Origin of the sequence: Cellulophaga sp. 20_2_10, from assembly GCF_023476645.1 — a bacterium.
Classification (GTDB): domain Bacteria; phylum Bacteroidota; class Bacteroidia; order Flavobacteriales; family Flavobacteriaceae; genus Cellulophaga.
Genome location: NZ_JAMCOJ010000002.1, coordinates 494,527 through 507,591, shown reverse-complemented (window position 1 = coordinate 507,591; position 13,065 = coordinate 494,527). Strand labels below are relative to the sequence as shown.

General features: G+C 33.9%; 8 protein-coding genes. 1 reads left to right on the top strand and 7 read right to left on the bottom strand.

Annotated features, from left to right (window positions below; all coding sequences use genetic code 11):
- Positions 1 to 41: 41 nt before the first annotated feature.
- Complete coding sequence (locus tag M4I21_RS06065) at positions 42 to 1,064, bottom strand: sugar kinase (protein WP_249558227.1); 1,023 nt, start codon at positions 1,062 to 1,064, stop codon at positions 42 to 44.
- A 151-nt stretch (positions 1,065 to 1,215) separates the two neighbouring features.
- Between M4I21_RS06065 and M4I21_RS06060 the strand changes: the two genes are divergently transcribed.
- Entirely contained in the window at positions 1,216 to 2,229 is a 1,014-nt protein-coding gene (locus tag M4I21_RS06060; RefSeq protein ID WP_249558226.1) for a LacI family DNA-binding transcriptional regulator, read from the top strand.
- Positions 2,230 to 2,299: 70 nt separating this feature from the next.
- Here the strand turns inward: M4I21_RS06060 and M4I21_RS06055 are convergent, their stop codons facing one another.
- The 6 genes from M4I21_RS06055 to M4I21_RS06030 all read right to left on the bottom strand — a co-directional run bounded on the left by M4I21_RS06055 (position 2,300) and on the right by M4I21_RS06030 (position 12,815).
- Positions 2,300 to 3,775 carry an arylsulfatase gene (locus M4I21_RS06055; protein WP_249558225.1) on the bottom strand — a complete coding sequence of 492 codons (1,476 nt, stop codon included), beginning with the start codon at positions 3,773 to 3,775 and terminating at the stop codon, positions 2,300 to 2,302.
- Positions 3,776 to 3,807: 32 nt separating this feature from the next.
- Positions 3,808 to 5,373 (bottom strand): sulfatase family protein, encoded by a 1,566-nt coding sequence (locus M4I21_RS06050; RefSeq protein ID WP_249558224.1) that lies wholly within the window; start codon positions 5,371 to 5,373, stop codon positions 3,808 to 3,810.
- A gap of 88 nt (positions 5,374 to 5,461) precedes the next feature.
- Entirely contained in the window at positions 5,462 to 5,944 is a 483-nt protein-coding gene (locus M4I21_RS06045; RefSeq protein ID WP_249558223.1) for a hypothetical protein, read from the bottom strand.
- 12 nt (positions 5,945 to 5,956) lie between these two features.
- The gene (locus M4I21_RS06040) at positions 5,957 to 7,705 is read right to left on the bottom strand and encodes a RagB/SusD family nutrient uptake outer membrane protein (protein ID WP_249558222.1); all 1,749 of its coding nucleotides are present in this window, start codon (positions 7,703 to 7,705) and stop codon (positions 5,957 to 5,959) included.
- Between the two features lie 10 nt (positions 7,706 to 7,715).
- A complete protein-coding gene (locus M4I21_RS06035; protein WP_249558221.1) occupies positions 7,716 to 10,826 on the bottom strand; it encodes a SusC/RagA family TonB-linked outer membrane protein in 3,111 nt (1,036 codons plus the stop codon).
- Between the two features lie 84 nt (positions 10,827 to 10,910).
- Complete coding sequence (locus M4I21_RS06030; protein ID WP_249558220.1) at positions 10,911 to 12,815, bottom strand: alpha-1,3-galactosidase-related protein; 1,905 nt, start codon at positions 12,813 to 12,815, stop codon at positions 10,911 to 10,913.
- Positions 12,816 to 13,065: the final 250 nt, after the last annotated feature.

Sequence of the window (13,065 nt, the reverse complement as noted above, 5' to 3'; positions counted from 1 at the left end):
ATTGTATGTACTGTATTTTATTTATTTTACTAATTTACAAGTTACCTAGCTACTTTGCCAGAAGCATCTCCTTGCATTAATTTTTCTACTTCTTCTACTGTTACCAAGTTAATATCACCAGATACTGTATGTTTTAAACAACAAGCTGCTACTGCAAAATCTACTGCTTGTTGTGGTGTATACTCTGTATTTAACAAACCATAAATTAAGCCTCCCATAAAAGCATCTCCGCTACCAACCCTGTCTACAACAGGTGTAACATCTTTTACAACTGCACCAAATAACTCTGTACCGTCATATAAAATACCACCTATTTGTTGGTGAGACGCACTTATAGAATAACGTAATGTTGTTGCTGCCTTCTCCAATTTAGGATACAATTTAAATAACTTGTTATACAACTCTGGTAGGGTTGCTCTTTTTTGATAATTGGGCTCCACAGTAGGCTGGCCCGACATAAAGAAGGCGGTATCTAAATCTCCCAATATTACATTACTGTAAGATAATAATTCTGGCATAATATCTTTTGGCTCTTTACCGTATTGCCACAACTTGGATCTATAATTTAAGTCAGATGTAATAAATACCCCCATTTTACTTGCAACTTTAACAGCCTCTAAACAAACATCTGCTGCGTCTTGAGAAATTGCTGGCGTAACACCACTCCAATGAAAAACGGCCGTATCTTTAAATACCTTTTCCCAATCTATTGTACCCGTTTGTATTGTTGCCATTGCACTATTTGCCCTGTCGTACACTACTTTACTGCCTCTTGTACCTGCTCCTGTTTCTAGAAAATAGACTCCTAACCTATCGCCTCCAAAGGCAACGTTGTTTGCCAGTACGTTTCTTTTTTTAATTTCCATTAAGGCTGTTCTACCTAAATCGTTGTCTGGTAATCGTGTTACAAACTCGGCCTCTAAGCCATAGTTTGCCAAAGAAACTGCAACGTTAAATTCTCCCCCTCCATACGTAGCTGTAAAATTATTGGCTTGTGAAAAGCGTAAATGTCTATCTGTAGATAAACGCAACATTATTTCCCCAAAGGTTACAACTTTCTTCATTTTTAATACATTTTAATTAAAATAGGCATTGGTTAATCGATTAAGCACTGCGTTAAAATAAAATCAAAACCGCGTTGTAAACAACAATAGCTTTGATTGTAATTGTATTTTTAATACTTTTGGTTAATCGATTAAGCAAATATATTAAAAATTGTCAAACAAAAAAACCACTCTTAAAGATATTGCTGTTAAGTTAAACATATCTACTGCTGCAGTTTCTAAAGCATTACGTAACGATTCTAGAATTAGTACAAAGACAAAAGACGCTGTAAAAAAAATAGCAAAAGATTTAGATTACCAGCCAAATAACCTTGCTAGCGCCTTACGTAGTGGTAAAAGTAACCTGGTTGGTGTTATGGTACCAAGTACAAATAGTTCTTATTTTTCATCGGTTTTACAAAACATAGAAGAGGTTTTAAACAGTAAGGGCTACAATGTAATTGTAACCCAATCTAACGAGTCTTACACCAAAGAATGTAACAATATAGATACGTTGCTTTTTACGCAGGTAGATGGCATTATTGCGTCTATGGCAAATGAAACTGTTGATTTAGATTATTTTGAAAAAATAAAGTCAAAAGGCATTCCGCTTATTTTGTTTGATAGAGGTGAAAACGATTTAAATGTAGATTATATTGGTATTAACGATTATGATAGTAGCCATATGATTGTAGAACATTTGGTAGAACAAGGACGAAAAAACATTGCTCATATAGGCGGATTTAAACATACGCGTATTTTCAACAATAGAATTAGAGGTTATGTTGATGCACTGCAAAAGCACAGCTTTACTTTGGTTGATGAGTATGTAAGCGAAAGTAACCTTACTATTGAAGATGGTAGAACGCAAATGAAAAAGTTACTAGCTCTTAAAAACCCACCAGATGCTATTTATGCTGCTAGTGATTATGCTGCTCTTGGTGCTCTACAAATTTTAAAGGAAGAAAATATTGCTGTGCCCAAAACTATTGCGCTTGTTGGTTTTGGTAACGAACCCTTTACTACAATGGTTACACCAACCATTACTACAGTAGACCAACATAGTGCCGAAATTGGTAAACTAGCAGCTGAGACTTTTTTAGAGTATGCAGATAAAAAAACAACTACTCAGCAATTAAATAAAAAGATATTAGAGGCTAAGCTTATTGTTAGAGAATCGTCTTAAATAAAAACAATATATATAAACAAAAAGTCGTGCTACAAAGCACGACTTTTTAATGTATTAAAAATAGAATTTACTCAAACGGAAATAACTCAGACTCGGAATGGGAATCTTTCATTATTTGTTTTAATTCTGCTACTGTATTTAAGTTTGCAGAAGCAACATTGTGTTCTTCTTTAGGGTCTTTAGCTAAATTATACAGTTCAAACTTTCCTTGTTTTGCTGCATTCATTTTATACCAAACTCCTTTCCAATCGCCTTTTCTAACTGCTTTTCTACCTTTTTGAATATTAAATTCCCAATACAGATAATCGTGCTGTTTTTGCTCGCCTTGGCCTAGTAAAGTTGGTACTAATGACACTCCATCTACAGCAACCGGAATTGTAGTTTCTGTAATATCTGCTACCGTTGGTAAAATATCCCAAAAAGCAGAAACCATATTTGTAGTAGTACCTGCTTTAATTTTGTTAGGCCAAACTGCTATAAAAGGGGTACGTATACCACCTTCATACAAATCTCTTTTTTGTCCTTTTAATCCGCCTCCACTATTAAAATAAGCCGGACTTGCACCACCTTCTTTATGTGGTCCGTTATCGCTAGCAAACATAATAATTGTATTGTCTGCAATGCCTAGTTCTTCAACCTTAGCTACAATTTGCCCTACATACACATCTAACCTGTCTACCATAGATGCATACATTGCATATGGCTTGTCTTGTGAGCTGTATTCGGCTGGGTTAATATCTGGCCCATAATCTGACGTGTAACTTTCTTTAGTTGTATGTGGTACTTCTTTAAACTTACCATCGTACTTTTTAAAAATAGAATCTTTAGGCGCCATTAACTCTGCATGAGGCAAAACCAAAGGCACGTAAGCAAAAAATGGTTTGTCTTTATTATCTTCTAAAAACTTTAAAGTTTCCTCTTGTATAAGATCTGGTGCATAGGTAACCATATTGGTATAATCATTACCCTCTAAAAGTACTTTTTCATCGTTCTTCCATAAATGTGGGGGGTAATAACGGTGTGCCATACGTTGACAGTTGTAGCCATAAAAGGCATCAAAACCCTGATTTATTGGATCTCCTGTAGAACCTATAAAACCCAATCCCCATTTACCAAAAGCGCCATTAGTATAGCCCGCGTCTTTTAAAACCTCTGCTATGGTAACACTAGAAGCCGGTATTGGCTCCTGTCCTTCTTGTCCCTTTAATTCTCTGTTACCTCTAATGGGCGTGTGCCCTGTGTGTAAACCAGTCATTAAAGAAGATCTAGACGGTGCACATACCGCAGAACCTGTATAATGCTGTGTAAATTTTATACCTCTGGCAGCTAACTTATCTATGTTTGGTGTTTTAAAGTTTACCTGACCATAACTACTTAAGTCGCCATAACCCAAATCATCTGCTAGAATGTAAATAATATTAGGCTTTGGTTGTACAACTTCCTCTTTTACAACTGTTGCTTCAGGTTGCTTTTTTGTTTCTTTACAAGCTAAAAAAAGCAATGATGTAGAAACAACATATACGCTAGTCTTTATAAATCTCATTAATTTCATTCTAAATTATTAAAAATAATAAATTACCTAAGTTTTAATTGCTGAATGTTATTGTAATTTTTACCACGAATAGCTTCAAACTCAGCTACCATTTCTTGCAATTTTTCAGGCTTAGATTTTGCAAGATTATTTTGTTGTCCCTTGTCCTCTTTAACATTGTACAATTGAAAATCTGGGCTACTACCTGTTTCTATATCTACTTTTTCTTGGTATACTTTTCCTTTGTAAGGAGGTATCATTAACCAATCTCCACTACGTAACGCAGTTCTTGAGGTTGCCTCTATGACCAAATTATCTCTTCCTTTATCCGTTTTACCTAAAAACGTTTCCAAAATATCTTTACTGTCTGTAGTCTTATCTTCTGTACCAACTAAATCTGCTAAAGAAGCTAATAAATCCATTTGGCAAACAATAGCATCAGATACACCAGGTTTAATATGATTTTTCCAATACGTTATAAAAGGAACACGTGTACCAGCCTCAAACAAGCTGTATTTACCACCTCTTAAACCTCCTTTTGGATCGTGTTTTCCTATTTTTTCTACAGCATCATCATAATACCCATCATTTAAAACAGGACCATTATCACTAGAAAAAACAATTAAAGTATTCTCTAAAAGACCTTCTTCTTTTAATGTTTTTACAAACTCGCCAATACACCAGTCTGCTTCTAAAATAACATCACCTCTTGGACCTAATCCAGACTTGCCTGCAAAACGAGGATGTGGTGTACGTGGCACGTGTGGCTGTTGCATTGCATAGTATAAAAAGAATGGAGAATTTTTATGCGTTTTTACGTAGTCTTGTGCTTTAGCTAAAAAATGATCTGCCATATCCACATCACTCCATTTAGCGGCATCGCCACCTTTCATAAACCCTATTCTACCAATACCGTTTACAATACTGTTATTGTGTCCGTGGTGCCATTTCATATCTACCATTTCTGGATTATCTATAGCCGTAGGTTCACCCTCAAAATTTGTTTCATAATCTACTTCTATTGGGTCTTTAGGATCTAAACCAACAACATTACCATTGTCTATATAAACTGTTGGTACGCGGTCTTGTGTTGCAGCTAGTATGTAAGCTTCATCAAAGCCAACTTCATTAGGACCTGGAGAAACACGCTCATTCCAATTTACAGTTCCTGTTCCTAGCCCTAAATGCCACTTACCAACTATTGCTGTTTGGTATCCTTGACTTTTAAGCATTTTAGGCAATGTTTGTTGTTCTGTACTAATTAACAATGGTGCTGTACCCGGTAGTATTTTAGCATCTTTATTACGCCAAGGATACATACCTGTTAATAACGCGTACCTACTAGGAGTACAAGTTGCAGAAGATGCATAACCGTTTGTAAACTTTAAGCCACCAGAAGCTAAAGCATCTATATTTGGCGTACTTAATTCTGTTGCTCCGTACGAGCTAATATCTCCATACCCTAAGTCATCTAAATAAATAACAACAACATTAGGTTTTACGTCTTTACTTTCTTCTACTGCAACCTCTTGCTTTTCTTTAGGTTTATCTTTGCAACCAAATGCTACTAATGCAAATGAAAGTACTACCAGGTTAAGAGTTTTTTTCATAGGGTGTTAATTTTACTATTAATTATGCTTATTTCTATTAAAAAAAAGATTCCATTTCAATATTAAATTGAAACGGAACCTTTATAAATTATTCTTCTAAAACAGTAACTGTTATTGTTTTATCTACTTTCCAGACATCATCTACTTTTACAGATTCTGCTACAGAATCTTTATAGGTATTTATGAGTCTCACATTTTTTTCTCCAACCTCATCAAAAAGAACATAGATTGCTTCGTCTGAGGTTACTTTACCTACACCAGATTTTACAAAGCGTGCATAGTTTAAAGTATCTGCTGCTGTAAAATTACCATTCATATACCGCATACCATCTTCAATTTGCCACTCATGACTTAACAAGCCTCTAGATATATCGTTAAAGGCAACGTATTTATTTACCACAATTTCTTGTATTTCTTGTTCTTCGTCATCAAATTCAAAAGAGGTCCAAATAGTAAGACTAGAAAAATCATTATATGGTGGTTCATAATCATCTTCTTCTTCACAACTAAACGCAAAGAACAGAACAACTAATGCTAAGCAAAATTTTATTTTATTATGTATCGTTTTCATCTGGTTCTGTTTTTAGTCGTTAATCTTATTATTGTTAAGTCTTTCCCCTTGTGGAATTTCAAAATAGCCAGTTTCACCTGCAGACCAAGCCGCAGCCGCATCTGTATATTCTGAGAATTTTTTAGGTCCATTGCCTGTTTGCAATAAACTTTGCTTACGTAATGCCTCATTACCATTTGTTCTTGTATAAGTATAATCTCCTACAGAAAAAACTTGAGTACTTAAATCTTGAAACCTCTCTAAAGTTACTCCCCAACGACGTAAATCTATTGTTCTTGTAGAAAAACCTTCTAAAGACAACTCTAAAGGATATTCTTTATACATTAAATGTTGCATTAATGTAGTAGATGAATAAGTTACACCATCAAAATCGTGTGCACTACCATCTGGCATACCTAATAATTGTAATCCCCAACGTTGGCGTATTTGGTTTACTAAGTCTAATGCACCACCTACATTACCTGTATTTAGCATACATTCTGCTTGCATTAAATACACACCAGACAAACGATTAACAACTACGTTTCTACCAGATTTCCAAGGAGATGTAGATGTTTCAAACTCTGTTACGTGGCCTATGTGATTGGTATATTTTTTATAATTTGAAAATCTAGTACCACCAAAAGTTGTTGTCTGCGCAGCTGTATATTTATAATATTCAGATATCTCATCATTTACTACGGCTATTGTTTGCGCCCCACGTAATGGAATTGTTCTAAGTATACCCGAAATATCCCCATCTACATAATTTCTAGGATCTTGCATATCCATAGCTTCTGTAGAGTACGCATATGTTAACCAAGCAGAAGGTAACAACTGTGCTTGTCCGCCTATAGCTAATTTTTCTTCTGCGTGTTTAGCCGTTGGTGCAGATCTACGTGCTAACCTGTTATTAAATGATTCCTCATTAAAAAAGCCATCTTCTAATTGTTGATCGTTGCCGTAGTTAATTTCAAAAATAGATTCTGAGTTAAACTCCCCAGCAGTAGTAAACATTTTAGAAACATCTTGCTCCAGCTCATAGCCATAATCGCCTTTTACATTGTTAATAACATCATTAAAATATGTACTAGCTTTATCATACTCACCTCTATACAAATAACTAGTTCCTAAAATTACTGCTGCAGCACCTGCATCTACCCTAGAAATAGGTTTCATTTGCAATGGTAAATTATTATAAGCATACTCTAAATCTTCAGTAAAAAATGCTATAACTTCTTCTGATGTAGACAGAGCTTTAGAGTAATCTGCTGTTGATTTTGGAACCGACTCTCTAATAATTATTTTCCCTTCATTAAAAGTTGAGTGCAAATAAAAATGCATTAAACCTCTAAAAAAACGAGCTTGTGCCATTTGCTCTGTCCATCTTTGTTTAGATTTAAGATCATCTGTCATAGAATTTAAACCTTCTATAACTTGGTTAGCTCTCCAAATTACTCTGTATTTAGAATCCCATCTTTTTTGCACAATAGAATTATCAAAAGTTAGACGGTGTTGGTACCAAGGTAAATAAGCACCTGTTGGGTTATTTCTAGGCCCTGGATGTGCCAAATCTGTACGGTAAAACTCTTCTTCTAAATCTAATATAAAATGATCTAACATACCGCCATATACAGATGTAAGGTTAGATTCTGATTCCTCTAATGTTCTCCAATATGTATCTGAAGACAAAAAATTAGGGTTGGTTTCTTCTAGATAATCTGAACAGGAATGAAAAACCCCTGCCGCAATTAATACGATTATAACTATATACTTTTTCATAATTTTTTGTTTAGAAGCTTATGTTAATACCCAGTGAATACAAAGATGTTAATGGAAATCTAGATAAATCTAGTCCTCTTTGCGCTACATTACCCCCGCCTACTTCGGGGTCATAACCATCATAACCAGTAATTGTTAACGGATTTTGTGCAGAAAAATAGATTCTTAATTTAGAAATTCCGTTTTTCATTAGCATATCCTTATCTAAGCTGTACCCTAAAGAAACTTGTTTAAGTCTAAGGTAATCACCACTCTCTACCCATAAATCTGTGTCACCATCATAATTTGGATGTCTCCCATTACGATCTATATAAAAAGGCACATTAGATGTTGGGTTCTCTGGTGTCCACATATTGTATAAATCTCTGTGACGACCTCTAGTAAAAGCATCTGCTTTTGTACCGTTAATAATTTCTGATCCTACAGAACCATACCAGTTCATAGAAAAATCGAAATTTTGATATGCCCATGTAAAGTTAAACCCAGCTTCAAAATCTGGTAAACCACTACCAGAATATACCCTATCATCATCTGTAATTTTACCATCGCCAGCATCTGCTATACCATCATTATCGGTATCTACAGTAATCTGATCTGTATATATTAAATCTCCTAGTCTTGCATTAGAGTCTAATTCTTGGTAAGCTATTAATTGTTCTTCTGTTTTTATAGTTCCTTGTGTTTGGTGCAACCAAAATGAAGCTGCTTCTCTACCAACTTTAAAAACTGTAGCAGGAGAACCTAGTACTTGTGAATTAGAGTTATAAATAATATCTACACCATCTACAATACTTGTAATTTCATTAGAGTTTTTAGTAAACGTAGCACCAATAGTAATTTTACTTTTTCCTATTTTCTCGTTGTACTGTGCACCTATTTCTAAACCTTTATTGGTCATATTACCAATATTTAAAATTACATTTTGCGGCTGACCAGTAACTACACCTGTAGATCCTGGCAACCTAACTGGGAACAACATATCTTCCTTTTTAGTTACGTAGTAATCTGCGGTAAGTGTAAATTTATTTTTAAAGAAACCTAAATCTATACCAATATTATCAGATATAGAAGTTTCCCATTTTACTTGCGGATTAGAGTATGCAACTACTGCAGAGCCTAAGTTGACAACAGCATCATTAAGATCAAAAATATAATCTCTTTCTCCAGAAATTACAGATGCAAATTGGTAATCGTTAAAACTATCATTACCCACTGTACCGTGACTGGCTCTAATTTTAAAGTTATTTACTGTTCCTTTTAAAGAAGACCAGAACTCTTCACTAGATACATTCCACGCTCCAGAAAGAGAAGGAAAGTTACCCCAACGGTAGTTTTCTCCAAACTTACTAGAACCATCTCTTCTAATTAAACCAGAAAGTAAGTATTTACCTTTGTAATTGTATTGCAGTCTACCAATTAAACCTATGTTTTTTCTAACATAATTAATTCCAGATTCTGCTAAAGGATCTTGTCCTGCATTATTTATTACTTCTACCTCATTAGAAATAACTCCGTTTCTAGAAGCTATAAAAGATTGGAAATTTCTTTCGTCAAAAGAGGTACTAGCTAAAGCCGTTACAGTATGGTCTCCAAAAGATTTTTTATAGTTAAAGCTTCCATCCCAACTAAAAACACTTAATCTAGATGATTGTGCAGATACACCACTTTTTAATGGATCTACTTCAGATGTTTCTGTGGTAACATCAAAAAGCTCAAACCTTGGTCTAAATATGTTTCTAACAGCGTTGTTTATGTTGGCTCCAATTCTAGTCGTAAAATTAAGGTCATCTGTAATTTTACGGTTAATACTTAAACTAACATTAATCTTATCTGTCTTTTCGTTATCTTTTCTTTTAAGATTTTGCGCTAATGTATTTAAGGGCGTTTCTACACCACCTTGTCCAGATTCTGTAAAAAACACATCAGATGTTCTGTCTATTATAGGGTAATAAGGTTTGTAACGTATTGCGTTTGTAAGCAAACTGTTTGTTGCTCTATTCCTGTCTTCTAATGTATACCCAATACTTGTACTAATTTTCCAGTTCTCTGTATTGTACGTTGTATTTGCTCTACCATTATACCTTTTAAAAGAAGAACCAATAAGCACTCCTCCTGCATCAAAATAACCACCTACTACATTGTACGTAAATTTTTCTGTTCCTCCAGAAATATTTAAATTATAGGTTTTACTTTCTGTGTTATCTATTAATACAATGTCTCTTAAATCGTTATCATTACTTAACCATTCTGCTCTATTTGGTCCTGGATCAAAAGCTTGTGGATAGTATTTTTTCATTTGTGTCTCAAAATAAAGCTGCTGCTTAGTATTTAACAATGGTATGTTTTTTCCTAAGTCTTGTATACCGTAAGAGTGGTTAAACTCTACACGCATTGCACCTTCTTTACCTCTTTTTGTTGTAATTAAGATTACACCGGCAGCACCACGAGTACCATATACAGCTGCAGAAGCAGCATCTTTTAATACATCTATAGTTTCTATTTCGTTAGCGCTTAACCTAGGATCTCCTTGCTGTGGTATACCATCTACAACAAACAATGGTGTATTACTACCAGATAAAGATGTTATACCTCTAATTTGTATGCTAGACTGTTCTCCTGGTTCTCCAGAATTTGCAGTAATATTTACACCTGCTACTTGCCCTTGTAAAGCAGAAGCTAAATCTGGTGTTATAAATTTTTCAATTGCCTCTGACTTTACTTGCGCTACGGCTCCGGTAAGTTCTTTCTTCTTAACTGTACCATACCCAATAACAACTACTTCATCTAAAGCCTCTAAATCTGGCTCCAAAACAACATTTAGTTTATTTCCTGTTACTTTAATAGCTCTTCTTTGCATACTAATAAAGCTAAATTCTAGAGTTGCTCCTACTTTAGTTTTTATAGCATAATTACCATCAAAATCTGCGGCTACTCCATTTGTTGTTCCCTTTTCCACTACAGAGACACCTGCTATTGGCAAGCCATCATCAGCACTTGTAATTGTTCCTTTTACTTCTATTTCTTGTGCAAATGAAGTAAAAGTGAAGAACAACAGCAGTACCATTAGTAGTACCTTAGAACCAATTGTCCTTGGCTTGGGGCGTTTTATTTTGTTTTTCATTTTCTATAAGTTTTAGTTTTTTAGTTAGTTATTATGTATTCTTAATCGTTATTTCATTTTTTGCCGAGTTTTTAGTTAGTATTTTTATTTAAACTTTAATTTACCTGCTGAGTCATCTGCTTCTAAAATTGTAGATGCTTTCCCCTTGTATGTATTCTTTTTAAATTGAATATTTTTTGAATGCTCTATACGTATTGCAGGGTTGTCTGCATGCAGCTGAGGAAACGTACCCGAGTTTGTTATTGTATTTTTTGTAAACAATAAACCATCTACATTTTTCACCTGAAGAATTAAATTATCAAACTGATTGAAAACATTATTCTCTATTCTAATATTTTTAAATGCCGTGTTTTTATTATCATCATCTGTATCAAACCTAATAACACCTCTATTAAAACCGCTGTGCTGACAATCTTGAAAAGTATTGCCTGTTATTAGTAAATCCCTAGCACTACCAGACTCATACCAATTTCCGCTTTCTACCGGAATTAAAATACCTTCCATCTCTGTGCTAAAAAAATTGTTTTTAATTACTGTTTTTCTAGGTGTAGAAATTAACAAACCACGTGCTCTGTTATTTTTAATTGTACAGTTCTCTACCGTTAATTCTGGGTAAGCATCTAGATTTTCTATTAAATCACCAACCTTAAGGTCTGCTGGTAATTTTTGATTAAAAGTTATAATTTGGTATCTGCTATTTATCTTTTTAATACTCTTGATAGAATTTTCTGCAAATGGAAAAAATGAATTAGTTAAACGTAAAAATCCGATTTTATCATTAGTTCTACCGATAACAAATCCTTGTTGCTGAAAATGCCCCATTCTAATACCTAATGTGTACTCGTCTTTTACATCTTGTACAATTTGGTATGTTCCGTGTACATTTGTTGCATCATCTAACTGATTAGAAAATGTACAGTTTTTTAACACAACCTGACCTCTACAACCCACAAAGTGCGTAGCATCTGCACTTGTAGACACCATACGCCCGTTAGACGGAGTAACATTAAAACCATCTAAAATAAGGTTTTCACTATTTTCTGCAATTAACCCCATACCACCAGCGTGGTGTACATTTACATTAGTAGCATTAAAACCAATGGTATTAGATACTCTAAAAGCAGGTGCCAACCTATTGTGTTGCTGCTCTCCTTTACTAACTATAATTTTACCAACCTCTGGTAATTTCTTTTTATGGTTATAAATACGCACTACACCTGGTGTAATTTCTTTAAAAACCATATAAGATTCTCTACTAATAATTCTTTTATCTGGATCTTGCCTGTCTGTAGGGTACTTGTATTTAATTTTATCTATGTTTCTACTAACATCTACCTTTTTGTATAATGCTAAAGAGGTATAGGCTTCTGTATTAAAAGAGATTGCTTTACGTACTGGATCATATAAAATAGCCTGTCCAAAATCGTGCTCATAATATTCTTTTATAAATATTAATTGGTTGTCTCTAATTTCATAAGGGTACTCATTAGATATTTGAATATCAAACGTGTGCTCTTCATTATTATTTGCAACAACTGTTGCTTCACTATGAAAAGATTGCGCCCAGTCTACTGACACATTTTTTATTGTAATATTAGTAGCATTGTCTATTAAAAAAGGAATCATTCTTCCGTGAAAAATAAAACTAGAACCTTGACCGTCTATCGTTAAGTTTTTAAATCCATCTAAAGGAAAAGCTGTTTTTACAATAACATCATTATGATTAGATATATGTACAAACTTTTCTAATCCTAAATCTGGATAAAAATGATATGTTCCTTTTTCAAATTTAATTTCTGAAATTGGAGACACCTCTGCCTGTAAAATTCTAGCCAATACATATGGTGTAGCATCTTCTGCTATATTTACTTTAAATAGTACTTTTTCTGATGCATTATTTTGACCATAACCAGTACTCGTTATAAATGTAATTAGGACAACAAATAGTGCTAATTTTATATTCGTATTATTTTTGGAGTTCTTGTTCATTATTTACTGATAGTATGTTAATTGTTTCATAAAGTTGCAGTTTTTATGCAATAACTTTGTCTATACCCGTAAATCAAATGTATCTTTCCGTAAAACAACACCTAAAAACTACAATATCAATACATTACAATTGAAATTACTTTTATTTTTTTTAATTTAAAAGGGATAAAAACGGCATTTAAGCCGAATAAAACGTATGGCAGATTTACAATATAACCTCCAAATTTTGCGAAAATACCGTAAAAAGCAT